The following is a 25,747-nucleotide window of genomic DNA, read 5'->3' as shown; positions in this document are numbered from 1 at the left end:
ATGTGTGGCATTCTTGGCGGGCTCAGCCTGCGAAAAAACTTTGATCAGGATCTTTGCCGTCGTGCGCTTGATCTCATGCATCACCGGGGACCGGATGCCTTTCGTCTGGAGATGATCGAGGAAGGTGGTGTCATGCTAGGCCACCAGCGCCTCAAAATCCTGGATCTCAACGACCGTGCGAACCAGCCGATGAAGTCCGCCTGCGGCAGGTATCTGATCGTTTTCAACGGCGAGATTTTTAATTACCGAGAACTGCGTGCGCTGGCACCCGAACACGACTGGCAGACGGACGGTGACACCGAGGTGCTGCTGGCGCTTTTCAGCCGGATGGGGGAAAAGATGCTCGATCATCTGAACGGCATGTTTGCCTTCGCGATTTATGATCGTGAGGAGAAGACGATCTTTGCTGCGCGTGACCGTTTCGGTATCAAGCCTTTTTACCACGCGCATGTGAATGGTGACTGGCTCTTTGCCAGCGAGATTCCTCCACTGCTGCTCCTGCTTGGAGAGTCCTTGCCTGATCTGGACACCATCAAGACCTATTTGGCCACCGGCGCTTATGAAATCGGCACCAGCACCTTCTTCCTTGGTGTGGGCCGTCTTGAGGCGGGCTGTTGCGCGCATGTGAGTCTGGAGGATCCCTCATCCGTGCGGATCAGCCGTTGGTATGATGTGGCCGCGAAGGCCTCCCGTCGCGTTGTCCTCAGCGGTGACGAATTGCTGGATGAACTGGATCATCTTCTGGCCGAGGTGGTGAAGCGTCATCTCATCAGCGACGTGCCCGTGGGGGTGAATGTTTCCGGTGGAGTGGATTCATCCGCGTTGATTCACTATGTCACGCGGTTCCATCCTGAAATCCACGGTTTCACCCAGGACTATGAAGATCCCTATAGCGAGCGGGAATGGGTGGAGCGCGCCACACGCGGCACCGGGGTGAACTGCCACTACGTCCTGCAGGATGCCGCCGACTGCCTCGCGCGCTTTGAATCGGTCATGCGGCATCAGGGTGAACCCTTCGGAGGCGTGCCGGTCATTGGCTTTGCGCCCCTGTATGAGTGTGCGCACTCGTTGGGAGTGACCGTACTGCTGGATGGCAATGGCGTGGATGAAATCTTCCTCGGCTACAAGAAATACCACCTGGCGGATCTGGCGCAGAAGCTGGGCACGGCGGCGTATGAAAGCGCGCTGGCCGAGTACATGGCCTTCTGGCAGGAGCCGCGTGCCAGCATCGAAAAAAGCCTGGTTCATGCCCGCGTCGGCGGTGGTGCGGCGATTGACGGCACGATTCCGTTTCATCGTGAATCACTCGGTTCCGCCCTGCAAAATGCCGAAATACGTGTGCCCGTCCTGCCGGCCTTGACCGGCAATGCCGCACGTGACCTGGCCATGAGTGATCTGGTGGCCACCAAGATTCCCCGCGCCCTTCGGTTCAACGAACGCATCTCCATGATGTACTCCAAGGAGCTGCGCGTGCCGTTCATGGACCACGAGTTGGTGGAGTGGGGCCTGGCTCTGCCGGCTGAGCTGTTGATGAACCGCCGGGGCACCAAGGCGCCCGTGCGCGAACTCTTGCGGCGTAAGATGGATCCCACCGTCGCCGAAGCGCCGAAGCGCACGGTGCAAAGTCCGCAGCGCGAGTGGCTGGGGCATGAGTGGCGGCCCTTCGTCGAGGAGGTGCTGAACAGCGCCTCCTTCCGTCAGCGCGGGTGGGTTTGTCCCGACCGTGCGAAGGAGCGTTATGCCCGCTATCTGGCCGGCGACAATCAGAACTCCTTCTTCATCTGGCAGTGGATCAATCTCGAAATATGGGCGCGTCAGTTTCTCGACTGATCAGGCGGCGTGCGTGCGGGAGAAAACCCGTTCCGCATGCTCCCAGTCTTCCATCGTGTCGAGATTGAGCGTCTCATCCGATGGAATCAGCAGCGGAATGCAGTTCGCGCCGTAGATGTCGTTATACGTCTCCAGCGTCGAAATACGGAAGAGGTAAACCGTGCCGTCGCGCGAATAAGCCTTGGGAACGTCCTGACGGCGTTTGATCGCGGCGCTGTCCGGCAGGTAATGAGTGAGATGTCCGTCGGGAGTGATCTTCATCGCGTAATGCGGCGCGTAATGCTGCGGGATTTCTGTCACGCCCACCACGGAGTCCACGCCTTCGGGGATGAGCAGTTCGCCCGCTTGTTTCAAATGCGCCGCACGACGCAGCGGCGCGGTGGGTTGCAGGAGCATGATGGCGTCCGGCAGCGTATCGGTGGCGCGCAGGTGCTCGATGAGATGCTTCAGCACCACGATCATGGGCGTGTCATCCTGGGCCAGTTCGGCGGGGCGCAGGAAGGGAACTTCAATGCCGAGCTTGCGACCCATATCCGCGATCTCCTCTGAATCGGTGGAGAGCATGACGCGTTCGACGACGCCGGAATCCTTGGCCGCCTCGAAGGCCCATTGCAGCAGCGGCTTGCCGCCGAGGGAGCGCAGGTTCTTGCCCGGGATGCCCTTGGAGCCGCCTCGTGCCGGAATGAGGCCGATGATGCGCGGCTTAGCCATGACGCAGAGGCAACGGCGCGTTTTGAATGCTGCGAATTTCGTCAATGAAGGAATCGATCCACTTCCGGTCCGGCAGGAAGTCCTTCACCGGCTCGCATTTACGGCAGAGGAAACCCACGTGCAGATGGTCGGCGGCATAGTTCATGCGCTCGACGCGCAGGCCGTGTTTGCGCAGGTAGGCCTCGATGGTCTGTTGCGTGAAGTAATAGGGATGGTCGATCTTGATCGCGTCCTCGATGCGCTGGTTGCGCAGATACGCCGCGCGGAAGTCCACGATGTCGATGAAGAACACGCCGTCATCCGTCATCGCGTCGCGCATGCGCTGGATGGCGAGGTCCACATCCAGCAGGTGGTCGATGCTCTGGCAGATCATCACGAAGTCGTAGGTGCCGCTGCCGACGTCCACGTCTTCGATGAAGCCGGGGATCACCTGCATGCCCATCTCACCGGCGACCACCAGCTCGTCCGGCGCGGGATCGACCACGGTGGCCTTGCAGCCGAAGGCTTTGATGAATTCCTCCGCCACCACGCCGGTGGAGCCGCCAATGTCCAGCAGGTGCCGCATTGGGCGGCCCTCGAAGGACGGGGCGATGAACTGGATCACTTCGGCGGCATAAGCGCGCTGCTCGTCCTGGATGGTTTTGGCGTCGATCAGGCGGTTGTGAAACGCGCTGACCAGCGGGCGGTAGGTGTGAATGTAAAACTCGGTGTAGGCCTCCTGCGTCATCACCGGATTGAGGAACACCAGGCCGGAGCTGCGGCACAAATCGGCCCGGGCGCGGTAGCCGTAGCGGTCCACATGGGTGATGGTGATAAGATCGGTCGCGCCGGAGAGGTTGCAGCGGCTGATGCGTTTCTTCGGCTGTGCGTCGAAGTTGTAGGCCAGGCTTTGGATGCGTTCGGCCCGGCTCAGAGGGGAGGGATACATGGAGGGTCAGTAGGTAAGTTTTTTCGCGGTTTCGAGCGGGACTTCGGACAGCAGTTTCGCGATGCGCGGACCTGCCAGTCCATCGCCATACAAATGGGAGGACTCGTAGTGGCCGTGCTTCAGTTGTTTTGACACCGCCGTGGCGATTTCATCCGCATCATAGCCGGCGTGCAGCAGGTTCGGCGCATGCTCGCGGCCTTCCTGGCGTGTGCCGATGTTGACCGCTGGAACGCCGAGGAACGAGCATTCGCGGATGGCCACGCTGGAGTTGCCCACGATGCCCTTGGAGCGCAGCAGCAACCGCAGGAAATCATTGCCGGCCATGTTCTTGAAGAAATGGAAGTTTTCGTCATGGCCGCGTTCACGGAGGATGCGGATCGCACGGGAAATGCCATCGGAGCCCGCATCCAGATTCGGCCAGAAGCACAGCACGGGAAGACCCAGACGACGTACAGCCTCCAGAGAGGCGTCCATCTGCTGCCGTGCGGCGGGGGCCTCGTTGGTCACCGGATGCTGCATGAGCACGATGTAACCGGAGGAGATATCGAGGATGTGGCCGACACCGCCGTATTTCTCAAAGATGTCCACGGACAGTTCCGGTGCTTGCAGCACCTCGGCGGCGATGTCGATGGAAGGGCAGCCGGTCTTAAACACACACTCGGGCGACTCGCCCATGCGGATCACGTAGCTGCGCGCCTGATCGGTGGAGACGTAGTGGGTGTCCGCCAGCTTGGTGATGGAATGACGCACCTTCTCGTCGATCGAGCCGGTGATCTCACCGCCCTGGATGTGCGCCAGCGGGATGTGCATGTAGGCGGCAGCCACGGCGGTGGACATCGTTTCAAAACGGTCGGCGATGGTCACCACGAGGTCGGGTTTCAAATTGTCGAAGACGGTGGCCAGCTCGATCAGGCCCAGGCCTGTGGTCTTGGCAGAAGTCAGCCGGCTTTGTCCATCCACCACGCTGTAAACGCGTGCGTTGACCTCAAAGCCGTCCTTCTGGATAAATTCGGCCACGTTGCCATACACATCCAGCAACGAGGAGGCGGCGAGCACGACTTGGAGCTCGACCCCGGGCATCTCGCGCAGCCTCAGCATGGTGCTGCGGATGCGGGAATAGCTCGGCCGGGCGGTGACGACGATGCAAACTTTTCGGGTCATGAGTGAAACAGGTCTCGTGCAGGGGTTCAAATTCAACGTTCAGGTCACGATGGCCGTTTTTTCCAGGATGCGGCCTGCGAGCTGGCGGATGCATTCTTCCAGCGTGTTCAGATCGGTGCGCAACTCGACCTCCGGGTTCACCGGGGCCTCATAGGGGGAGTCGATGCCGGTGAAGCCGGTGATGCCACCGGCTCGTGCGCGCTGGTAGAGGTGCTTGGGGTCGCGCTTCTCACACACTTCGAGCGGGGCGTTGATGAACACCTCCATGAACGGAACAGACGATTTTTCACAGCTCTGTCGCACCTTCAGGCGGTCCGCCTCAAACGGGGAGATGAGGGCGCAAATAACGATCAGCCCGGCCTCGGCCATGAGCTTGGCCACCTCGCCGGCGCGGCGGATGTTTTCAGTGCGGTCCTGGTCGCTGAAGGAAAGATCGGCGCACAGGCCGGACCGGAGGTTGTCGCCGTCCAGGATGAAGGAATGCTGCCGCTGCTGGTTCAAATGCTGGTCCAGGCCCACCGCGATGCTCGACTTGCCCGCGCCTGAAAGTCCGGTCATCCACACCACAACGCCGTGGTGTCCGGTGAGAATTTCGCGTTCCGAGGTCGCGATCAGGTAATGAGTGCGCGTGAGATTGGTGGCGGGCTCCGGGGGCATGTCGTCGTTGATAGCGTTGAATCTCCGCAGCAGCTGCGTGTGATCGTTTCCGGCTTTATCTTGGAATTTGCCGCTGCCCCGCGCAACGAAGAAACACAGTTCTTTGCACGCCAGGATTGGCGGCGTGTTTTTCCGCTTTCTTTTTGGCCGGGGACGGACAAGAGACGCTTTCTTGCACACCACCGTACCTTCCACCCAGCCTCACGCCCGCTGGTGCATCCTGCATTCCGAAGCCTCCCGCGGCTGGGGCGGCCAGGAGCATCGTGTGATGGCGGAATTGTCCGGCTTTCAAAGCCGCGGCTGTCCGGTGTGGCTGGTGGCGCACCCGCAGAGCCAGATCTTCAAGCGTGCGACGGCGGCGGGCATGGGCGTGCGCGCCTGCGCGTTTGACCGCCGGCGTCTGCCTTTCGACGCGGTGCGGCTGGCGCTCTGGCTGCGGCAGGAGAAGATCGAGATCGTCAACACCCACAGCTCGCGGGATGGCTGGCTGCTCGGCGTCGCTGCGCGGCTCGCGCGTGTGCCGCTGCTCATCCGCAGCCGGCACATCGACGTGAGCTATCCCAATCCTCGCATCAGCCGGCATGCCTTCACGACCTTTGCCGACCATGTGCTGACCACCAGCCAGAAGATCACGGATCACTTTCAGCGCATCTTCCCTCTGCCGGACGCCCACATCACCACGATGCCCACGGGCATTGATGTCGCGCGGTTTCATCCTGAGGGGGCGAAGGCGGAGCTGCCACTGCGGCAGGAGCCCGGCGCGCCGCCGGTCATCGGCATGGTCTCGGTGCTGCGTTCCTGGAAAGGGCATGCCGTGTTCTTTGACGCCATCCGCAAACTGCGCGAGGCGGGGCGTGATTTTCAGTTCGTGGTCGTCGGCGGTGGCGCCCCCATGGAAAACTACGCCGGCATGGCGCGGAAGCACGGCGTCGAAGGCCAGGTGCATTTCACCGGTCATCGCGAGGACATCCCCGAGGTGTTGCGCGCGCTTGATGTGCTGTGCATTCCCTCCCTCAAGCACGAGGGCGTGCCGCAGATCGGCCTGCAGGCGCTTGCCTGCGGCACGGCGGTGGTCGGCAGTGACTGCGGTGGCATTCCCGAGATCATTCAGAACGGCAAAACCGGCCGCATCTTCGCTTCGGGCGATGCAGAAGCGCTGGCGGCGCGCATCGCCGAAACTTTTGACCAGCGGGAAGAAACAACGCGCATGAACCGTGAAGGTCGTGCCATGGTCGAGCAGAAGCACAGCATCGAGTTCATGCTCGACCGGCTGGAGGAGATCTATCAAACCTATCTGGGAGAAAAGCATGGTTGAGAATCATCAAGACAACGAAGCCTATGAGTTGCTCGACAGCGGCGGCGGGCGTGTGCTGGAAAAGCTCGGCGGGATCATCAGCACACGCGCCTGCCATGCGGCCTGGTGGCGGCGCAAGCTGTCCGGGGCCGAGTGGCGGAAGGCCGTGGAACTCAAGCGCGAGCTCAAGGAGCCGCTGCGGGTGAAGATCGGCTCCGTGCGCTTCCAGCTTTCCCCTGCGGGCGGCGGTGTGCGCGCGCTGGCACCGGAACTGGAGGAGCATTGGGAGCGCGTGCAGGCGCTGTGCATCGCGTTTGCAGAGCAGCAGCGGCGTCCCGCGCGCGTGCTGAACTTGTTCGGCGGTGCGGGCGGCATCACGCTGGCGGCGGCACAGGCCGGCGCCGCCGTGGTGCATGTCGAGGGCTCCGCAGAGATGATCAAGCGCGCCCGCGATCACGCCGCCATCAACACCCTCGCCAACCGCGACATCCGCTGGGTCGTCGATGATCCGGTGAAGTTCGCCCAGCGTGAGCGCGCGCAGACGAACCGCTACGATCTCATCGTCATCGACCCGCAGGTGCCGCGCGACGCGAAACGCGGCGCGTTTGAGGTCGAGCGCGATCTCGGCGCGCTGCTCGGCACGGTCAGCGGTCTGCTGTCCGACAAACCGGCCGGCGTGCTGCTCTTCTGCCGTCAGGGCGCGGTCTCGCCCACCACGCTGCGGCACCTCATGCGTCAGGAGTTCAGCGTCTTCGGCGGCGGTGTCGAGAGCGGCGAACTTCTGCTGGAAGGAGCCGAAGGCGTGTCTTCGGTGCCGTATGGGGCCTACGCCGGCTGGCTCAAGGTGTCATGACCGCATTGACGCACCATCAGGGCTCGCATACCGAACACGCCGTGCTGCCCAATCCCAAAGTCACCGTGGTGATCGCCACCTACAACTGGAGTTCCGTCCTGCCTTATTCCATCGGCAGTGTGCTGCGGCAGACGCGCACCGACTTCGAGCTGTGGGTGGTCGGAGACGCCTGCACCGACGATTCGGCGCAGGTCGTCAGCGCCATCAAGGATCCCCGCGTTCACTGGCACAATCTGCCCGTCAATTTCGGCCAGCAGGGCGGTCCCAACAACGCCGGCATCGAGCGCGCACGTGGCGACTACATTGCCTATCTCGGTCACGATGATCTCTGGCTGCCGCATCATCTGGAGGCGCTCATCCCCGCCTTGGATGCCGGCGCAGACTTCGCCTGGAGCCTGGTGTCATATATCCTGCCGGATCAAACCCGGTGGTTGATGCCGCAGCATCCCCGGCACTACCAGCCGGGCAGATGGATTCCACCCACCGGGCTGCTCCACCGCAAAGACCTCGCGCAATCCATCGGCGGCTGGCGCTCCTATCGCGACATCTCCATCGACCCCGAGGCCGATCTGATCAATCGCATGCATGCCGCCGGCGGCACCAGCCGCTTTGTGCCGCGGCTCACTGCCTTGAAACTTCCCGCCGCGTTGCGGAAAAATGTGTATCACGAGCGGCCCTGCCATGAACAGGCTGCCTGGATGCAGAAGATAGAGGACGGCATCGATCTCGAACGCGAGGAACTCCTCGCCGCCGCGCTGCGACCACGGCCGGGCCTCACGTTTCTGCTCCGCGAAGGGCTCCGCTCCCTCCGGTGGCATGCCCGGAAAATCCTTGGCTACAAAAAAGCTGTCTTTGATCAACGTCGTAAATACAAAGGCCTCCCGCCCAAAGACTGATTCATTCCAGATGCACCCCGAACTCCCCGCCGTCCCCGATTCGCAAACCGTCACCCCACAAGGTCAGAGCGTTCAGCCCCTCATTGATGGCGTCAAAGTGCGCCATGCCGTCACCCATCCCGATGACCGGGGCGATCTCTGCGAGTTGTACAGCGCCGCCTGGGGCTTTGATGACGAGCCCATGGTGTACTCCTATTTCGCCAGCGTCCGTCCCGGCAAAACCAAAGGCTGGGTCAAACACCTGCTCCAGACCGACCGCCTCTTCTTCGCCCTCGGTTCCTTCCGCGTCGTCCTTTTCGATGACCGTCCTGACTCCCTCACCTACCAACAGCTCAACATCCTCAACTTCAGCGACCGCAAACGCGGCCTCGTACGCATCCCCGCCGGTGTCTTTCACGCCGTACAAAACGTCGGTCACGACGACGCCCATTTTGTCAACACCCCCACCCGCGCCTACAACCATGCCCAGCCCGACAAATACCGCCTCCCCCTCGACACCCACCTGATTCCCTTCAACTTCTCCCCAAATTTGGGTGGTTAGTGCGGCAGGTGGTCGATGGATTGAGTGGAGTGTTCTGGTTTACGGGATGTTGCCAGGCGTGGAGACACCTTCTTCGAGCTTCAAGGCCCATTTGATGCCGGCGAGGATCATCTCCTGGTACGTGTGGGCGATCTCGGGGCTGTTTTTGCGGTCCTTGGTGCCTTCCTTCCAAGTGGGATCCCAGACGTCTTCGCGATGGCCGAGGGAGTTATAATAGACACGGCCGGCGCCGTACTCTTTGCACCAGGAGACGGGGAAGTAGCCGGGGGTGCCTTCATTCGGGTGGGCGTTGAGGCCGAGGAGGCCGTGGACCTTGGCCTTGTCGAAGCTTTTGATGATGTAGATCTCGTCGAAGACCTTCCAGCCCATGGGAACGGCCTTGGTGATGGGGTGGCCGGGGGAGTGCAGGATGGGCTGGATCTCGACCTGGGCTTTGTGAGTTTCAAACTCGCCGCCGAGCATGTCGATGTAGCCACGGAAGGGATGGTAGGTGTCGGAGCCGGAGTGCATGGCGATGAAGGCCTTGCCGCCTTCGATGAGCTTGGTGAAGCCGTCGCGGTCGGGGAAGAGGAGATCGCCGGTGGTGTTGGCGAAGACGAAGCCGTCGTAGTCTTTGATTTTGTCGATGGCCATCTTGTCGGCCATGTAGGCTTTGATTTTGTCGCCCCAGGTTTTGTTGTCCTCATTGAACTTGGCGAGGGCGGTGCTGTAGGCGTCCTGCTTGGCCTTGAAGGACTCGTCGGTTTCCTTTTCGCCCTTCACCGGCGGCTTGCCGGGGTTCTTGGGCTGGCCTTCGGGCTGGTGAACGAAATCGACGGTGAAGGCGCCGGACTTCGTGCCGAGCTCGGCGAGGACTTTTTCAGCGGTTTCGATGGAGGAATGGCGGAAACCGGTGGTGACGGTGACGACGAGCAACTTTTTCGTTTCCGCGAAGGCGGAGGAGAGCGAGAGGGCTGCGGCGAGCAGGAGCGTGAGGCGTGTGATCATGGTGGTTGCAGAACGTGGCGCGGGGAAGCGCTTTTGCAGGCGGAAAATACGCGGAAAGAGAGCGGCGGCTCTTTTCCTGCGATGCGTGCGCTGTCTCCTCCGGCGCGTCTTAGAAGAAGATGCTCAGGGCAATCGAGCCGAAGATCTGTTCGTCCGGCTGGCCTTTGAACTCGCAGGTGCGGTAGATGTAGGCATAGCTGAGCTTGGAGTTGCGCCAGTTGATGGCAAAGCCGACCGAAAGATCGGCGACGAAGGGTTTTTTGTCCACGGAGTGGCTCTCCCGGAAGGTGTTGCCATCAAGGAAGATGTTGCGCGCGACAGCCCGGCCTTCGGCGCGGGCGAAAAGATGGCAGCCAAACCGATGTGCCCAAGAGTTGGAACTCGAAGCGCCCTCCATGGGTGTCGGCGTGGTGGCGGAGTCGCTGATGGCCCCGGTGCCGAAGTCATCCGGCAGGTTGTAACCGATGCGAAGTTCGCCGCCGAGCGTGCCGTGCGTGTACACATTGCCGAGCGTGGCCCCGACATAGGGCAGGAAATCCCAGCCCACGCCATGACTGGCGGCGTTGTGGTGAAGGCGCCATTTGCGTTCGTAGGACGCATTGATGCCGACCTCATTGCGCAACTGGTTGTCCCAGCCTTGGGGAGAACGTTGTCCCAGAGAGTCATGGGCGAAACGCTGAGTCTCTTCTGCCATGGACCAAGGGCCGATGACGCCGATGTTGAAGAGGAGGGTGTTTTTCACCGTGGCCTTTTTCCACACGAGCCCGAGTCCTACATAAAACCAGCCTGCATAGGGGCGTTCATTTGCCACGAGGGCTGGATTGCGCACATCGACGGGGGTGAACATGCTCTGGCCGATGGAAATGGCCACATTGCGTTCATAGCTGGAATCTCCCGTCCCAGGGGCGCCATCGAAAAGGCCCGCGACTCCGCCCACGTTCGCATCATCACCGAAGCGACTGAGGCTGGGCGAGGTCCAACTGATGCGCATGCCGTTGGTGTAGTCCCGATCCGTGCTGCTGAATGCGTCGTTTTCAAAGTAGAAGGTCAGCGCACCGAAGCGGGCGGGCTGGAGGTCTGGAGCAAGCTGGGCAGGCGCCAGGCAGGGAAAGGCCAGGACGACCATGAGGTAAAGGCGCGTTTTCATGATAAACGAAACTCTCTGTGTTGAGTCACCGCAAGTCCATCACATTGTTTGCGCCTTCCACAATAGATCTGAAGACAGCTTCGGGCGAACCAAGGCTATGTGACGATGGAAAGTGCGACGAAAGAGCAGCGCCTGGCACGTTTGTCTTCGGATGAAAACGCTGCTCTTCTCGCTCCTGTCGTGCTTGGTTGTTTCCCTGAACGCCCAAACCGTCGCGCCAGCGGCCATTGATGCGTCGAAGCACCCGAATCTGCAGGCGGCGCTGGATGCAGTGCCGGAAAGCGGTGGTGTCGTGACGATCCCACCGGGGAATTACGAGATCATGGAACCGCTGCGGGTGAAGACAGCGGAGACGCGCATCGTTGGTGGCGGAGCGGCGACGCACATCATCAACAAGAGCGAGTCGGGGACTCCCGCCTTCATTCTGCGGCCCGTCAATCTCGACACGGATAAGAAATCGCGGCTTTGGCGTGTGCAGATGGCGGACCTGCGCATCAGCGGCAATGAGAAGAGCGGCGACGGCGTCTTCGCAGAGGGGATTCAGGAGATTTATCTCGAAGGCGTGTCGATCGACCACAACGGCGGGCACGGCATCCAGTTGAAGGACTGCTATGAAGATCCGCGCATCGCGGACTGCATCCTGACCTACAACAAGAAATGCGGGATCGAGATCATCGGCTGTCATGACATCGTGGTGAACGCGAACCACTTCGAGGAGAACCAGGACGCGCTGCGCTGCGTGGATTCCTTCAACCTGTGCATGAACGGCAACAACATCGACGACCACCTCGGCAACGGAGTGATCATCGAGAACACCTACGGCTCGGTGCTGAGTGGTAACATGATCGAGGAGTGCAACGGCACGGCGATCATCCTGGATCGCGATTGCTACGGCATCACGCTGAGCGCGAATGTGATCGCGCATCACCTGAAAGGCGGGATCGATCTGCGCGATGCCTGCGGTTGCACGATCAGCGCGAACACATTCACCATCGCGCATGAGTTTTCGGTGAGGGTTGGCGGGGGCTCAGAGCGCAACACGATCAGCGCGAACACCTTCTGCAACACCTACATTGGGGCGGGGCAGGACAAACGGCCCGCCGAGGACAAGACACCGATGGGTATTGATGAGGGGACCGGCGTGCTGGTGGAGAAAGGAGTCAACGGGCTGATACTCAATGGTAATACGTTCTCAGGGCTCTCCACCGCGGCGGTTTGGAGCACGGGCGAGGTTAAAAATGTCCTCGTGACAAGCAATCTATGCATGGACTGTGGCCGTAAACTTGCTAAGAACAGCGCGTGGTTGTCCTTTGAGCAAAAGACGGGTGTCCTGCTCAAAGACAACCTGAATGAAACCTCATCCACTGATCCCTGACGACTCATGCTTGATGTGCAGCGCTATCGTGGGGCCACCCATCTTGAGGAGATCAAATTTGCCCGCAAGTTCATGTGGGCGCACATGATTCTAGGACCGGTGGTGATCGCGCTGTTCCTGTTTCACGAGGTTTTCTCGTGGTTTGCGGGCTCCACACTCTGGTACACGCTCAGCCTCGCCGTGATGTATGGGTTTATGAATGAGAGAAAACACTGCCGCTGGCTGCTGGCGCTGGTCTTTCTTGGAGGAGCAGGGGCGGGTGTGCTGTTCGTTAACCGGGTGTTTCCCGGCATTGATCCGCCACGCGGACCGTTGATTCCGCATGCGTTCGTCCCGATCTGGGTGGGACTGGCCAATCTGGCCTACACGGTCGGGGCATTGTTCCTGCTGTTCAACACGCGCATCCGCCGTGCCGGGCAGGTGGGATTTACCTTGTGGTGAAAAAAGAAGTGCCAGAGAGCAGCCTCTCTGGCACCTGCAATTGAACTGAGCGGCCGAAGTCTATTTTTTCCGATCACGCAGCGCACCGGTTTTGAGGCGCAGGCCGTTGAGGCGGATGAAGCCGGTGGCATCGTCCTGGTTGTAGGCCTTGGTTGGATCGGCCTCCATGGTCGCGATCTGCGGGTTGTAGAGGCTGTAGAGGCTCTTGCGCCCGGCGGCGATGATGTTGCCCTTGTAGAGTTTGAGGCGTACGGTGCCGCTGACCTTTTGCTGGCTCTCGGTGACGAGGGCTTGCAGCGCGAGACGCTCCGGCGCGTACCAGAAGCCATTGTAAACAAGCGTGGCGTATTTGGGGATGAGGCCGTCACGCAGATGCATGACCTCGCGGTCCATCGTGAGGCTTTCAATCTGACGATGGGCAAAGTGCAGGATGCTGCCGCCGGGTGTTTCATACACGCCACGGCTCTTCATGCCGACGAAACGGTTTTCCACCATGTCCACGCGGCCGACACCGTGCTTGCCGCCGAGTTTGTTGAGCAGTTTCATCACACCGAGCGGTGAGAGCAATTTGCCGTTCACGGCGATGCAGTTGCCTTTCTCGAATTCGAGGATGACAGTTTCGGCCTTGTCAGGAGCGTCTTCTGGGAACACGGAGAGCGTGTTGAAGTAGCCTTTGTATTTGGGATCGCTGGCATCGAACCACGGATCTTCGAGAATGCCGGCCTCGTAGCTGATGTGCAGGAGGTTACGGTCCATCGAGAACGGCTTTTTAGCACTGGCCTGGACGGGGATTTTCTTCTCGTCGCAGTAGGCGATCATTTCGGCACGGCCAGGAAACTGCGTGCGGAAGCGTTCGTCACGCCACGGGGCGATGATTTCAATTTCGGGGGCCAGAGCGGCGGCGGTGAGTTCGAAACGGACCTGGTCGTTGCCTTTGCCGGTGGCTCCGTGGGCGATAAAGCCGGCTTTTTCAGCCTTGGCAATCTCCACCATGCGTTTGGCGATGAGCGGACGGGCGATGCTGGTGCCGAGGAAGTATTCGCCTTCATAAATGGCTCCGGCTTGAACCATCGGGAAGATGAAATCGGTGGCGAATTCCTCCTGGAGATCGTCGATGTAGATTTTCGAGGCACCAGTCTTCTTTGCCTTGGCGTTGAGGCCCTTCAATTCGTCGTCCTGGCCGATATTTGCGCAGAAGGCGATGACTTCAGCCTGATAGGTTTCTTTGATCCAGGAAAGAAGGACGGAGGTGTCGAGACCACCAGAATAGGCGAGGACGATTTTCTTGCTCATATGTGAGTTCGATGAAAGGGGGCGAAAAAGAGGGCGCGAGAATACGGGTGATTGCCGGGGTGTCGAGGGCGAGTTTCGAGCGCCGCTGTCTGTTTTGCCAGGCGACGAGAGGGAGTAAAAAGACTCCTCGAAAGTCAGCAGCGGTGGTTTCAGATCCTCTGAATCAATGTTTAGGTCATCTTTATTATTAGACCAATTATTATTGAAATTATATTTGTTATGGTTAAGATGGATGAGATTCACGAAAATTCATGGGATTATATCATGCGATCCGAGACTTAACCCTCCTCAAACGAGGGGCGGGGAAAGGCACTCTCGCAGAGAGATTCCGCGCATGCCTGCGTGGAATGTCTGGGGTTACTGTGTCCTGTTTAATGGTGCTGTATGCGGGTCAGAATGTGCTGGCTCACAACTTGAATCAGCGCACAAATTACCTGGTGTTTGATCAGGTGACGATGGACATGATCAAGCAGCGGGCCAAGGCAGGCCAGCCGTTGCTCAAGGCGGGAGACACCATTGGGCTGGTCATCAAGGCAACGCCAGATGTAGGCACGCCCACGGGCGCTGGCGGTTATTCGACGTTTTTCATTCCAGTGGGAACACAGGTGGTGGGCGCCCAATACGGCTACATCGACAGCAAGGGTGCCTTTGTGACGATCCCGATGAAGGGCCAGTCGATTCTTGCTTTGGGTGATGGTTCCGAAGGCTCGAGAACGAGTTCTTCGCTCATCGGGCTGCAATTGGGACCGAACATCACAGGACAAACTTCTCTTGTGGTCGATGCCTCAGGCGTGCATCGCGGCACGATGGCAGGTGTGTACGCGGACACCGGCATTTTTTATTCCACCGATCCGAAGACGGTGTGGCAGAGCTGGGTGACCAGCGGCGGTCTCGATGGCAACGTCAGCACGACGGCGGACAATTATATCACCAACAATTCCGGTGACGTGGTCATTCCGACCACACGGTGGGATGCGGAACAGTTGCTGGCGTGGGGTTCCAAATCACCCGCTGCGTTGATTGATTCGCAGGACCAGCGTGGCAACACACCGTGGGGCATGGGCAGCGGCGCGGCAGGGCCGGAGAGCGGTTACGCGTGGCATTTCGACAAGACGGTGTGGGACGCGCAGGCGGCGAACTCCAGCCGCATGAAACTCTCGGTGAGCAGCATGGGGCCGTGGAAGCGCATCCGCTACGCTGGCAGCATGGCGGGCAATGACGTACCGGGAAAAAAAGGTACAATGCTTGGCTACGTCGGAGTGGATGCCTCCGGCATCGGCTTTGAACTCAGCCCCGCGAATCCTCTGCCGCCCACCACGAGCTGGGCCGACACCAGCAGCCCAAAGTCCATCCGCATGGCCTGGGGCAATCTGGAACTGTTCCGCCCTGAGTACAGCCGCGTGCAGTTGAAGATTTTGAAGGGGCCTGGTGAGGCTGGATCGCCTTTTGACGTGGATGGATTTCTTCAGTCCTACGCCGACACCTTTGGCGGTGATGCTGGCGGCGAGTACAACAACAAGGATCACCTCTGGCGTTACTATGAGCCCACACGCACGGACCTGGCAGGCAAGCCTTTCATCTCCAAACAAGCTTCCAAGCCGATCGTGGCTCCGGGGGAAAATTTCTCGTATGACCTCACGGTGGTGAACTTTGGCTTCATCACCCTGACCAATGTGGTGCTGGAGGACATTCTGCCCTCTGGTGTGCAGTTTGTGAGCGCCCAGCCGCAGCCGAACAGCGGCACCACCACGCTGACATGGAATCTCGGCAGCATGCCGCCGCAGGCCGTGAAGACTTTCCGCCTGAACGTGAAGGCCACCGGCACGGGCATCCAGGTGAACACCGCCTCCACTCGCAGCGACCAGACACCCAAGGCCAGCACGTTGGAAATCATCGACATCACCAGCCAGGCGCTGCTGTATCCGGACAAAACCGTCACGCCCAGCACGGCGCAGCCCGGCCAGACGGTGGATTACACGCTGGTCATCGAAAACGTGGGCACCACCGGCAGTGTCACGCCGATGATCATTACGGAGAATCTTCCCGCAGGCTTCACCTTCCTGAGTTTGGTCTCTGCCAAGATCAACGGTGCTCCTACCAGCACTGGTGGTGTGGTGGTCAACAGTACGAATCCGGCAAAGCCGCTGTTCATGGTGAACCAAACCATCAACGCTGGAAAGAAGCTCGATATTACCTTCCGAGCCAAAATCAGCGATTCGCAGGCCACGGGGGCTTACAGCAACAGCTACACCTACGAGTATGGTGGCAAGGTGATGTCCACCGGCGCGCTGGCCACCGTCAATGTCGGTGGTGCGCGCATCGGTGATACGGTCTTTCGCGATTGGAATGGCAACGGTGCGCAGGACGCGGGCGAGGAAGGGCTGCCCGGCGTGTCGGTGCAGCTTTGGGATGGTGCGGGAACCACGCTCATCGGCACTCGCATGACTGATGCTGCGGGCAAATATGTGTTTGGCGCTATCTCATCCCCTGGAACCTACCAGGTGCGTGCATCCGGTCTGCCGTCAGGCTATGTGCCCACGTACGACCTCGACGGCACCCTTGGCATCGGCAGTGCAAACCAGGCCGTGGTTTCCGTCACCGCCGGGCAGCAGCGCATGGATGTGGACTTTGGCTATCGTCCTGGAGGTTCGGGCAGCATCGGCGATTTGGTGTTCAATGACCTTGGCCGTGATGGTTCCTACCAAGACGGCACCGATTCTGGCATTCCCAATGTTACCGTGCGCCTGTATGCCGACAGCAACGGCAACAGCAAGCTCGACACCGGCGCTGATCTGCTGCTGGCAACCACGACCACGAATGCCGCAGGCGGCTACAGCTTCACCAATCTGCCCACGGGGCTGGCCTACATCGTGGATGTGGACCAGGATGATGCCGACATCACCGCCGTTCTCGGGGGCACGCCTGTCCGGATCACCACACCAGATCCCGTGGCGCTGCAAAACTTGGGTGGAGCCTACAATGGAGCGGACTTTGGCTTCTGGCGTGAACTGCCCGCCGCCCTCGGCGATGAAGTGTTCATCGATAACAACGGCAATGGTGTGAATGACAGTGGCGATCTCCCAGTGGTTGGCATTCAAGTCTTGATATATGCGGATGTGGATGGTGATGGTTTTGCCGATCTCGCCGAGCTTCTGCGCACCGCAATCACCGATGTACAAGGGCGCTACTTGGTGAATGACCTGGGCGCGGGGAGCTACATTGTGAAGCTGGACGCCACCTCTGTCGCGATGCCGCCTGGGTATCACGCGATTGTGGGAGAAGTGGCGGTGGCGTTGGAGGCGGGTGAGTCCTATTTGACCGCCGACTTTGCCTTTGTACAGCTCCTGACCAAGGCGGCCAATCGTGCCTCGGCAGTGCAGGGGGACCAGATCGTTTACACGCTCACGCCCAACTATCCTGGGGAAGATGCGCTCAAAAGTCTTTCCATCAGCGATGCCCTGCCGTCCGGCACAAGCTTTGTCAGCGCGGGGCAGGGGGGCGTGCTGAACACCTTTGCCTCCCAGCCAGCCGTGAGCGGCAGCGCGGGCAATCCCACCGTGCAGATGGTCACCGGCACCTACACCGGTAACGGTTCCGACAATCGCACTATCACCGGCGCCGGTTTCCAACCGGACGTGGTCATCGTCAAAGGGGCCAGCAGCGTGACGCCGGTCATCCGCACCTCATCCATGAGCGGAGATGCGGCCAAGCTTGTCACTGCCAACACGCTTTCCACCAATTTGATTCAGTCGTTGCTCTCCGATGGCTTCCAGCTCGGCAACAACTCGGCGGTGAACAGCAACGGCATGCGCTATGACTGGATCGCCTTCCGCGCGGCCAGTGGTGTGCTCAGTGTGGGCAGCTACACTGGCAATGGCGCGTCCTCCCGCACGATCACCAATCCGGGCTTCAAGCCGGGAACGGTGTTTGTCCTGCCTGCCACGTCCTCCTCGGCCGTCATGAAAATGGATGTGATGGGAGACAGTGAGTCGTTCCTTTTCACCGGCAATGCGGCCGCGACGAACTTGATCACAGGGCTGACCTCCTCTGGCTTCCAAGTGGGCACCGGCAGCAACGCCAGTTCCACGGTTTACCATTACATCGCCTGGAAGCCCTTGGAGGGCATCACGGCCACGGGGCTGTATGAAGGCAACAGCACCGATGACCGTAGCATCAGCGATGTGACCTTCCAGCCCTCCTTTGTGCTGCTGCGCAGTGCGTCGGCAGTGGCGGCGGTGATGCGCCCTGCCTCGCTCACGGGGGATTTGTCCATGTTTGGCAGCGCCAGCTCCAATGCCTCCAACAACATCCAGCTATTGCAGAGCGACGGCTTCCAGGTCGGTTCGGACACACGCGCCAATGCCTTCGGCGTTGCCAATTATTGGGCGGCCTTCCGCCCCGCAGCGGCCTCGACCCAGACGACCACGGCACTCGCAGTCTCCAAGACCCTGTGCCGCAATGGTGATCTCGTCACCCTGACGATGACGCTCACCAGCACTGGCGCGATGACGAACATCGTGCCCGATCTGCCTCTCGTGAACGCCACCGGCAGCGCCACCGCCACGCTGGTCAGCGGCCCCACATCAGCCACCGCCAGCATCTCAGCCGGAGGCAGCACGGCGTTCACTTGGACCTATCAAGTGGACGCGGGCGCAGGCAGCGGTGACATCAGCTTTGACTGCGGAGCGGCGGCGGGAAGCTACGCATTCGGTCATGGCATCTCCCCAAGTCTCAACGTGTCACGCACCGGTACCGGTCAGAGTGTGAGTTGGAATCTCGGCAGCACGACGGAGAGTGTGCCGGGATCGCTGGTGCAGAACCTCAATCTCTTTGCGTTCCAAGGTGACGACAAGACGGGCTTTTACCGTTACGATGCGGGCACGGGAGCCTGGGTGGCGCGAGCCAATGCACCCGGCACGGTCAATTGGGGCGGGGCTCTGGCTTCAGACGGCACCCACATTTATGCGTTGCGTGGTGACGACAGTACTTCCTTCTGGCGCTACGATCCTGTCGCCAACACCTGGACGACCCGTGCCAGCACGCCCGCAGCCATCCGAGAAGGGGGAGCCCTGGTTTATCGTGCGCCCTATTTCTATGCGCTGCGCGGAAACGATACCCTGTCGTTTTATCGTTACGATCCGGCGGCAAACACCTGGACCACACGCGCATCCCCTCCGGGCGACACGGATCAAGGCGCTGCTTTGACGACCGACGGCACCTATCTCTATGCCTTGCGTGGCGATGACAAATCCAACTTCTACCGTTACGATCCCTCCGCCAACACCTGGACCTCACGCGCTTCGACACCGAGCAGCATAAGCTCCGGCGGTGCGCTGACTTTTGACGGCACCTACATTTATGCCTTCCGCGGCGGGGATCGCTCCACCTTCTACCGCTACGATCGTTCATCGAACTCCTGGAGCACCCGTGCTTCCGCCCCAAACACGGCCTATTCAGGGGCCGCGCTGGTTCATGCAGGCTCCACCATCTACGCGTTGCGCGGGGACAGTTCCACCAACGTCTGGCGCTACAATCCTTCCGCCAATACCTGGGCCTCTCTGGCCAGCATGCCGGTCTATGTGAAGGGCGGCGGTGCGATGGTGGAATACGGTGCTCCGGTGCCCACCGAACTGTCGGTGGAACTCAACGTCCGGCCTTCTCTGGTCCTGCATGGCAGCACGGCAACGGTGACGATGACCATCAGTTCAACCGAGGCGCAGATCAATGGAGTGTCACCTCCGGCCCTGTCCGTTTCCGGCACGAACAGTACCACGGCCACGCTGGTCTCAGGCCCGCTGCCAACGATCGCGACTGTACCTTTAGACGGTTCCACCACCTTCACCTGGACTTACACGGTCTCGGCGGGCACCAATCCTGGCACGCTGATGTTTACGAACCCCGCGTTCAGCTCCGGCGGCCGCAGTTTCCCCGCATCCACCTCCAATGGCGTCATCACCACCCGTCCGCTGACGGTGACGATCAACGTGGCGGATGCCAGCGCCCTCGACTCGGTGGACAACGTCGCCACGATCCAAACCAACGAGTTCCGCGGCAGCTACGTCGTGGCCAACCTCACCAGCGGAGCGGATGAAGACCGCCTGCTGAAGGTGGACAAAGGTCAGGTGACCGATGTGGGGGCCACCGGCACCACGCAGGTGCGTGCCATCATGCTGAACTCCGAAGGCCAGATCTACGCGGCCGACCGCGATGCCACGGCGGGCTCGGGGGCTGACTTGATTGGGAAAATTGATCCTGCCACCGCGATGTTCACGCCGATTGGCCGGGCGGCCAACAGTACCAATCCACTCGAAGGAGCGCTGGGCAGCTTAACCGTGCTCAAAATCACCGCCATGGACACCGATCCGGCCTCCGGCCTGATTTATGCCGTTCATCGCCGTGAGGACGCCAGCAACAGCAACACACTGCTCGATGTGCTGTTCCAGATCGATCCCGAAACCGGCATGCATGTCGAGGACGCGTTCGGCGCGGGTGTGGATTATGTGCCGGTGGCCACCAACACGCTGCCAACCGCACTCTACGACATCGACGACATGAGCTTCCAGGTCGCAACGGGTGAGCTGTTTGCCATCGCCAACGATTCGACCACGGGAATGGGAGATCAGGACCGCCTGATCAAGATCGACATCCTGACCGGCGCGGTCACTGACATCGGTCGTGTCACACTGACCGGCACCACGACTGGCATCAATGATGTCGGTGGCTTGAATTTCGACTCGAATGGTTTCCTCCGCGCCACCACCGGCAACAGCGGAGCGGCCGCGACGAACAACACGCTCTGGCAGATCGATCCGCTCACCGGTGCGGCCACGCGTGAGGTTGCGTTGACGGCCAGCTTTGCTGCTTACACCGACCACCAGGCGCTCGCCTGCGCCTCTTCTCCCACTGCCATCCCCCAGACAGCGAGCCAGACCGTGCAGACCGCGCTCACTGGCAGCATTGGCGACGCCGTCTTTGCCGATGCCAACGCCAACGGCACGCAGGATGTCAGCGAGCCGGGTCTCTCCGGTGTGAAGATCAATGTGAGCAATGGCACGATCACCAAAACCGCCACCAGCGACGGTTTGGGCCGCTACCGCGTGTTCGGCCTGACGGCGAACGGTGGGGCACCCTGGACCGTGAGCGTTGATCTCGCCTCGTTGCCCGCCGACTGGGTGGCGACGACCTCCCCCACGCTGCAACGCACGCTCGCGGCCAACGGCACGCAAATCAACGACGCGGACTTCGGCTTTATCCCGCCAGACCCCAACGGCGGCTCGATTCGCGGCACCGTTTGGAGCGACGCGAATGAAAATGCGGTGATCGATGCAGGCGAACAGAACCTGTCCAACATCACGCTGCGTTTATACCGAGACCTCAACAACAACGGCAGCATCGAATCCAGCGACCTGCTCATGCGCCAGGCGGTGAGCGATGTGGGCGGTGCCTATCGTTTCAGCGGCTTGGGCGCGGCGAATTATCTGGTGGATGTGATCGAAAGCACCCTGTCGGCGGGAATGCAGCTTGTGACAGGTACTTCCACGCTGTCACTGACCACCGGTCTGCACCGCATCACGCTGGCCGCCGCGCAGAATGTGACGAATGCTCACTTCGGCCACAATCACACCGGCAGCATCGGCGATGTCGTCTTCTATGACACCAATTTCGACGGTGTGCAGGATCTCAACGGGGCGGACAACATCCTGGGCAACGCGGATGACGAGCCCGGCATCGCGTCCACGCGTGTCACACTCTATGCCGATGACAACGCCAACGGCGAGGTGGATGCCACCGAAGCTGTCATGGCGTTCACCAGTACGAATGCCAGCGGCCAATATCTTCTCTCACGCCTGCCGGGTGGCAAATATGTGGTGCGTGTCGAGGAGCAGCACGTCCCTGCACCGCCCACCAGCCCGAATGCGGGCCGTTTTGACACCATGCTGCCGACCACAGGCGAGGAGAGCCCGGTCACGCTGGCCCCAGGTGCTGCGGTGCTCACCGCAGACTTTGGTTTTGGCGAGCTGGCGCTGATCGAAGGGCATGTGTTCCATGATGTGAATTCCGACGGTCTCCTTGGTGCGGGCGAACCCGGCCTGCCAAACGTGACCGTGACTCTGTCTGGCACCAACGTGTCGGGCAGCCCTGTTTCCAAGTCTGTCGTCAGCGCGGCGGATGGCAGTTATTTCATCCTGACTGTTCCCGGCGCCTACACGGTGGCCTATGCCTCGAATGACGCGGATATTCCCGTCGCTCTCAGCCGTGTCACCACGCTTGCCTCTTATGGGATGAGTGTGGTGGGAGGCAACGAGATCGTGGACATCAATTTCGGTCGCGATCATGCCGGCGTCGCCACAGGAACGATTTTTGCGGACGCGGATGGCAACGGTTCGCGTCAAGCCGGTGAAAGCGGACTGGCCAACGTGCTGGTCGAGCTGTACAACTCTGCTGGAACCACGCTGCTTGACTCGCGTGTCACGGGCACGGACGGGATTTATCGTTTTGAAGGCCTCGAAAACGCCACGCACCTCATCAAGGTGCGCTCTGAGAGCCTGCCGCCTGGATATGCCGCCACGCCCACCGCTGATCCCGTGGCACCGCTGGATGGCAACGCCACCGTCACCATCACGAACGGTGGAACGGTGAGCGGACTCCATTTCGGCTACAGCATTCTCTCCGCCACATTTGGCGTCAGCGGCCGTGTGTGGAATGATGGCGGTCAAAGTGGTGGTGTGGCGGGTGATGGCATCATCAATGGCGCGGAGCCCGGCATCTCAGGCATCGCGGTGCAGGCATTGGTGGATTCCAACAACGACGGCGGCACGGACGACACGTTGACACTGACCACTGATGCCGGCGGCATCTTCAGCTTTAGCGGCATCTCTTCTGGCGCGCATGTGACCCTTGTGGTGCAGGGAGAGTTTTTAGCGGCGCAGGGTTACACGCAGACGGGTGATCCGGATGCCACTAAGGATCAGCAGACGGTCATCACCACGCTCACAGCCGGTGTGACCGGCAAGAATTTCGGTTACCTTCAGCAGCTCGGCAGCGTGGCGGGCCGTGTTGTCATCGGCAATGGCGACGGCATCGCCCAAGTGGGTGAAACCGGCCTCTCCGGGGTGGCTGTCACACTGACGCACGCAGGCAGCGACGGCATTCCAGGAACCGCGGATGACGTGCCTTACAACACCACGACGAATGCGTCGGGCGCGTTCAGCTTCACCAACCTCCTGCCCGGCTATTACAACACCACGCACACACCGGCGGCGACTTATTATCCTTGGATCGACTCTGATGGTGGAGCGCCAAACAACATCAGCATCACGCTCGAAACGAACCAAGATATCACGGCGCAGGACTTTGAAGTGACACGCCTGCAGATTGGAGATCTTGTCTGGAACGACGTGAACAACAACGGTCTGTTCGATTCGGGCGAAAACGGCGTTTCGGGTCTGCAGGTGCAGTTGTTCACACCTGGAGCCGACAACGCGGTGGGCGGTTCCGGTGCGAACGCGGACGTGCTGGTCGCTTCGAGCACGACGAATGGCGCTGGTTTGTACAACTTCGGCAGCCTGGCTCCTGGTGCTTACTTCGTGCGTGTCACGCCGCCCGTCGCGCTGCCCTATACCTCTGGTACGCCCGGTGTGGTGGACAATCAAACCGACAATGACAACAACGGCAGCCAGCCGGGTGGCGCGGGCGCGCCGTTGTTCAGTCCGGTGTTCACACTGACCGTGGGCACGGAGTCGATGACTGACGGGGACGGCAGTCCGAACTCGGAGATGACCATTGACTTCGGTCTCTCCAACTGCACCACCTTCGCGCTGTCGCCAGCGCAGTTGCCGAGCGGCACCGCAGGTGTGGCCTACAATGTCACCCTGGCCGCTTCTGGAGGAAGCGGTCCCTACGTTTACACCGCTCGCAGCACCCTGCCTGGAGGGCTTGCCTTGAGCTCCGATGGCGTGATCAGCGGCATGCCCACCACGGCGGGCGGCACTGAGGTGACGGTGTCTGCGCTTGATTCCAATGGCTGTGAAACAACCGTCACGCGCATGCTTCTTGTGGCTCCTGCCGTGGGGAACTGTCCGGACCCGCTGGGCCGCACGAACGGCGTTTCCTATCTCGTGACCCGCATCGGCCGCGATGTGTTTGGGGGTGAAACTCAAAGCCAGGGCAACTGTATCTTCAACATGTCTCCAGATGGCCGCTGGATCACCGGCATCCGTTTTGGTCTCAAGACACGTGGTTTTGTGATGAGCACGCTCTCACACGCCAACGTGGACATTCCTCTGGTGGATGCCTCGCATCCCTATGCGATGGGTGGTGACGTGAATGACAGTGGCAACGTCGTCGGTCATGAAAAATGGACCAGCGGCAAAAAGTTCAACGTCATCCCCTGGTTCTACAACCATGCCACCGGCACGGTCACGCGCCTGCTCACGCCTTACGATGGCAATGCCAGCGTTTATGCCCTGCCGTGCGCGCTGACTGCCGACAGCACCTATGCATTTGGCACGGTGGACCCGGACGGCCCTTCGGGACCGCTGATGTCCCAGGGCGGCTGGTGGAATCTCAATTCCCGTGTGTGGACGGCGATCTCCGGCGTGCGTGAGATGTATGATGCCTCCGCAGATGGCACGAAGCTGCTCGTCATCGACAGCAGCGGCGTGGGCAAGGTGATCAGCGGTCATCCCACCATCGGTTGGAGCACCACGGTGGTCACCTTCACCGGTGGTTCACTTCGCGGCGGCCGCCTCAGCCCGAACGGACGTTATGTCGGTTCCAGCCAGCGCATTTCCGGTGTGCCGGTGCCGTTCGTTTACGACACGCTGACCACCTTGCGCACCAATCTGCCCCGCGTTCTGCCGCAGGACAGCCTGGGGGGCATTGTGGGTGCCATCAGCGACACCGGACGCGCTCTTGGCTCGATCTACAGCACGGGTTCATCCGGCAGTTTCGCTGTCATGTGGGATTCGCCGACGACTCTCTACACACGCATCTCCGACCTGCTGATTTCTGACGGCCATGCCGCACAGGACAGTGCTTACGCCTCTTGGAACATCTACAACGGCGGCGACGGCATCTCTGCCGACGGCAACACGCTGGGCGTGTATGGCAACAATCCTTCCGCCATTGAGGATTCGATTTTGTTCCAGCGCATTCCAGCGGCGGAAGGCCGTCTCTGTCTCGGCAATGCCGTGTGGCAGGACACCGACCGTGACGGCATCAAGGATCTGGGCGAGCCTGGTGTGGCAGGTGCCGTGGTGCGTTTGTTCCATCCTGGTGCGGATGGTGTGCGCGGTGGTACGGGTGCCAATGCCGACTACGAGGTGGCGCCGCCCATCACCACTGCGAGCAGCGGTGCCTATGTGTTCAGCTCTGTTCCTGCGGGAACCTATTATGTGCAGGTCACACCCACCGCATCCCTGCCTGCAACCTCCGGGGGTGTCATTCCATTCGACAGCGGGATTAACAACGACAACAACGGCCTTCAGCCTGGCGGGCCGGGAACACCGATCTTCAGCCCCATGATCGCGCTGGCTCCTGGCACGGAGCCGATGAACGATGGCGACACCAATCCCAACACTGAACTCTCCATCGACTTCGGTCTCAACAACGGTGTGAACGTGGGTGACCTC

15 protein-coding genes (1 of these 15 cut by a window edge) are annotated in these 25,747 nt (G+C 60.6%); 8 read left to right on the top strand and 7 right to left on the bottom strand.

Going from position 1 to position 25,747, the window contains the following annotated elements:
• Window positions 1-1,830: an asparagine synthase (glutamine-hydrolyzing) gene (gene asnB, locus U1A53_RS24230; RefSeq protein ID WP_322284459.1), complete on the top strand. Its 1,830-nt coding sequence runs from the start codon at window positions 1-3 to the stop codon at window positions 1,828-1,830.
• Here the strand turns inward: asnB and U1A53_RS24225 are convergent, their stop codons facing one another.
• Genes U1A53_RS24225 through cysC form a run of 4 tightly spaced genes read right to left on the bottom strand, consistent with a single transcriptional unit; the run spans window position 1,831 to window position 5,287 of the window.
• A complete protein-coding gene (locus U1A53_RS24225) occupies window positions 1,831-2,541 on the bottom strand; it encodes an acylneuraminate cytidylyltransferase family protein (RefSeq protein ID WP_322284458.1) in 711 nt (236 codons plus the stop codon). It abuts the gene before it with no gap.
• Window positions 2,534-3,469, bottom strand: coding sequence for a class I SAM-dependent methyltransferase (locus U1A53_RS24220; RefSeq protein WP_322284457.1), 936 nt, complete (start codon window positions 3,467-3,469; stop codon window positions 2,534-2,536). The genes U1A53_RS24225 and U1A53_RS24220 overlap by 8 nt, the downstream gene beginning before the upstream one ends.
• Before the next feature lie 6 nt (window positions 3,470-3,475).
• Window positions 3,476-4,630, bottom strand: a complete 1,155-nt coding sequence (gene neuC / locus U1A53_RS24215) for a UDP-N-acetylglucosamine 2-epimerase (RefSeq protein ID WP_322284456.1) — start codon at window positions 4,628-4,630, stop codon at window positions 3,476-3,478.
• 39 nt (window positions 4,631-4,669) lie between these two features.
• Window positions 4,670-5,287: an adenylyl-sulfate kinase gene (gene cysC, locus U1A53_RS24210; protein ID WP_322284455.1), complete on the bottom strand. Its 618-nt coding sequence runs from the start codon at window positions 5,285-5,287 to the stop codon at window positions 4,670-4,672.
• A gap of 172 nt (window positions 5,288-5,459) precedes the next feature.
• Between cysC and U1A53_RS24205 the strand changes: the two genes are divergently transcribed.
• From U1A53_RS24205 to U1A53_RS24190, 4 genes are read left to right on the top strand one after another with little or no spacing between them, the layout of a single operon-like run.
• Window positions 5,460-6,602 carry a glycosyltransferase family 4 protein gene (locus U1A53_RS24205; protein ID WP_322284454.1) on the top strand — a complete coding sequence of 381 codons (1,143 nt, stop codon included), beginning with the start codon at window positions 5,460-5,462 and terminating at the stop codon, window positions 6,600-6,602.
• The gene (locus U1A53_RS24200; RefSeq protein ID WP_322284453.1) at window positions 6,595-7,434 is read left to right on the top strand and encodes a class I SAM-dependent methyltransferase; all 840 of its coding nucleotides are present in this window, start codon (window positions 6,595-6,597) and stop codon (window positions 7,432-7,434) included. Before U1A53_RS24205 ends, U1A53_RS24200 begins: the two co-directional genes overlap by 8 nt.
• A complete protein-coding gene (locus U1A53_RS24195) occupies window positions 7,431-8,330 on the top strand; it encodes a glycosyltransferase family 2 protein (RefSeq protein WP_322284452.1) in 900 nt (299 codons plus the stop codon). The genes U1A53_RS24200 and U1A53_RS24195 overlap by 4 nt, the downstream gene beginning before the upstream one ends.
• 10 nt (window positions 8,331-8,340) lie before the next feature.
• Window positions 8,341-8,871 (top strand): hypothetical protein, encoded by a 531-nt coding sequence (locus U1A53_RS24190; RefSeq protein ID WP_322284451.1) that lies wholly within the window; start codon window positions 8,341-8,343, stop codon window positions 8,869-8,871.
• Window positions 8,872-8,910: 39 nt separating this feature from the next.
• Here U1A53_RS24190 and U1A53_RS24185 read toward each other — a convergent pair whose 3' ends face one another.
• Window positions 8,911-9,858, bottom strand: a complete 948-nt coding sequence (locus tag U1A53_RS24185) for a ThuA domain-containing protein (protein ID WP_322284450.1) — start codon at window positions 9,856-9,858, stop codon at window positions 8,911-8,913.
• Between the two features lie 109 nt (window positions 9,859-9,967).
• Window positions 9,968-11,005: a lipid A deacylase LpxR family protein gene (locus tag U1A53_RS24180; RefSeq protein WP_322284449.1), complete on the bottom strand. Its 1,038-nt coding sequence runs from the start codon at window positions 11,003-11,005 to the stop codon at window positions 9,968-9,970.
• Window positions 11,006-11,156: 151 nt separating this feature from the next.
• Between U1A53_RS24180 and U1A53_RS24175 the strand changes: the two genes are divergently transcribed.
• Both U1A53_RS24175 and U1A53_RS24170 read left to right on the top strand, forming a co-directional pair.
• Window positions 11,157-12,380: a right-handed parallel beta-helix repeat-containing protein gene (locus U1A53_RS24175; protein WP_322284448.1), complete on the top strand. Its 1,224-nt coding sequence runs from the start codon at window positions 11,157-11,159 to the stop codon at window positions 12,378-12,380.
• Window positions 12,381-12,386: 6 nt separating this feature from the next.
• On the top strand, window positions 12,387-12,821 hold the full coding sequence (locus U1A53_RS24170; RefSeq protein ID WP_322284447.1) for a hypothetical protein: 435 nt from the start codon (window positions 12,387-12,389) through the stop codon (window positions 12,819-12,821).
• 60 nt (window positions 12,822-12,881) lie between these two features.
• On the opposite strand, the gene U1A53_RS24165 is transcribed toward U1A53_RS24170, so the two are convergent.
• Window positions 12,882-14,114: an argininosuccinate synthase gene (locus U1A53_RS24165; protein ID WP_322284446.1), complete on the bottom strand. Its 1,233-nt coding sequence runs from the start codon at window positions 14,112-14,114 to the stop codon at window positions 12,882-12,884.
• A gap of 413 nt (window positions 14,115-14,527) precedes the next feature.
• Here U1A53_RS24165 and U1A53_RS24160 point away from each other — a divergent pair, with 413 nt between their 5' ends.
• On the top strand, window positions 14,528-25,747 hold the 5' portion of the coding sequence (locus U1A53_RS24160) for an SdrD B-like domain-containing protein (protein WP_322284445.1). 22,347 nt of this gene lie beyond the right edge of the window; 11,220 of the gene's 33,567 nt are visible here — the first part of the coding sequence; its start codon is at window positions 14,528-14,530; its stop codon lies beyond the right edge, outside the window.

Origin of the sequence: Prosthecobacter sp., assembly GCF_034366625.1 — a bacterium.
GTDB lineage: Bacteria > Verrucomicrobiota > Verrucomicrobiia > Verrucomicrobiales > Verrucomicrobiaceae > Prosthecobacter.
Note: the sequence above shows the minus strand (reverse complement) of the source record. Positions and strands in the feature narration are given on the sequence as shown.

What these genes read in the sequence shown, in the direction of transcription:
- U1A53_RS24200 (WP_322284453.1), top strand. Translation starts at nt 6,595, where the DNA reads ATGGTTGAGAATCATCAAGACAACGAAGCCTATGAGTTGCTCGACAGC.
- U1A53_RS24180 (WP_322284449.1), bottom strand. Translation starts at nt 11,005, where the DNA reads ATGAAAACGCGCCTTTACCTCATGGTCGTCCTGGCCTTTCCCTGCCTG.
- asnB (WP_322284459.1), top strand. Translation starts at nt 1, where the DNA reads ATGTGTGGCATTCTTGGCGGGCTCAGCCTGCGAAAAAACTTTGATCAG.
- U1A53_RS24175 (WP_322284448.1), top strand. Translation starts at nt 11,157, where the DNA reads ATGAAAACGCTGCTCTTCTCGCTCCTGTCGTGCTTGGTTGTTTCCCTG.
- U1A53_RS24165 (WP_322284446.1), bottom strand. Translation starts at nt 14,114, where the DNA reads ATGAGCAAGAAAATCGTCCTCGCCTATTCTGGTGGTCTCGACACCTCC.
- U1A53_RS24225 (WP_322284458.1), bottom strand. Translation starts at nt 2,541, where the DNA reads ATGGCTAAGCCGCGCATCATCGGCCTCATTCCGGCACGAGGCGGCTCC.
- U1A53_RS24195 (WP_322284452.1), top strand. Translation starts at nt 7,431, where the DNA reads ATGACCGCATTGACGCACCATCAGGGCTCGCATACCGAACACGCCGTG.
- cysC (WP_322284455.1), bottom strand. Translation starts at nt 5,287, where the DNA reads ATGCCCCCGGAGCCCGCCACCAATCTCACGCGCACTCATTACCTGATC.
- U1A53_RS24190 (WP_322284451.1), top strand. Translation starts at nt 8,341, where the DNA reads ATGCACCCCGAACTCCCCGCCGTCCCCGATTCGCAAACCGTCACCCCA.
- U1A53_RS24170 (WP_322284447.1), top strand. Translation starts at nt 12,387, where the DNA reads ATGCTTGATGTGCAGCGCTATCGTGGGGCCACCCATCTTGAGGAGATC.
- U1A53_RS24220 (WP_322284457.1), bottom strand. Translation starts at nt 3,469, where the DNA reads ATGTATCCCTCCCCTCTGAGCCGGGCCGAACGCATCCAAAGCCTGGCC.
- neuC (WP_322284456.1), bottom strand. Translation starts at nt 4,630, where the DNA reads ATGACCCGAAAAGTTTGCATCGTCGTCACCGCCCGGCCGAGCTATTCC.
- U1A53_RS24185 (WP_322284450.1), bottom strand. Translation starts at nt 9,858, where the DNA reads ATGATCACACGCCTCACGCTCCTGCTCGCCGCAGCCCTCTCGCTCTCC.